Below are 241 nucleotides of genomic sequence, written 5' to 3'. Positions count from 1 at the left end.
AGGTACTGTTCGTGAGCATTTGATTATCACTGGTTATAATCCTGAACTTGCGGCTGCCATTGAGATGTTGGATATCGATACTATCTCAATTGATATTCTAAAAGTTCAACTACTTGGGGTTGTTCCTGAGAGCCATTCAGTGCTTGAAGCGTCAAACCATGGCGAGCCAGTTATTCATAATACCGACTCTCATGCTCGTCAATGTTATGAAGACTATGTCGACCGTTTCTTGCTTGAAGAG

Annotated in this window: 1 pseudogene; it reads left to right on the top strand. The window is 41.9% G+C overall.

Annotated elements, in window-relative coordinates:
• Window positions 1-241, top strand: a pseudogene (locus V6252_RS12995) (septum site-determining protein MinD); the annotation flags it as partial.

The organism is Psychrobacter proteolyticus (genome assembly GCF_038155145.1).
In the GTDB taxonomy this organism is placed as follows: domain Bacteria; phylum Pseudomonadota; class Gammaproteobacteria; order Pseudomonadales; family Moraxellaceae; genus Psychrobacter; species Psychrobacter proteolyticus_B.
Note: the sequence above shows the minus strand (reverse complement) of the source record. Positions and strands in the feature narration are given on the sequence as shown.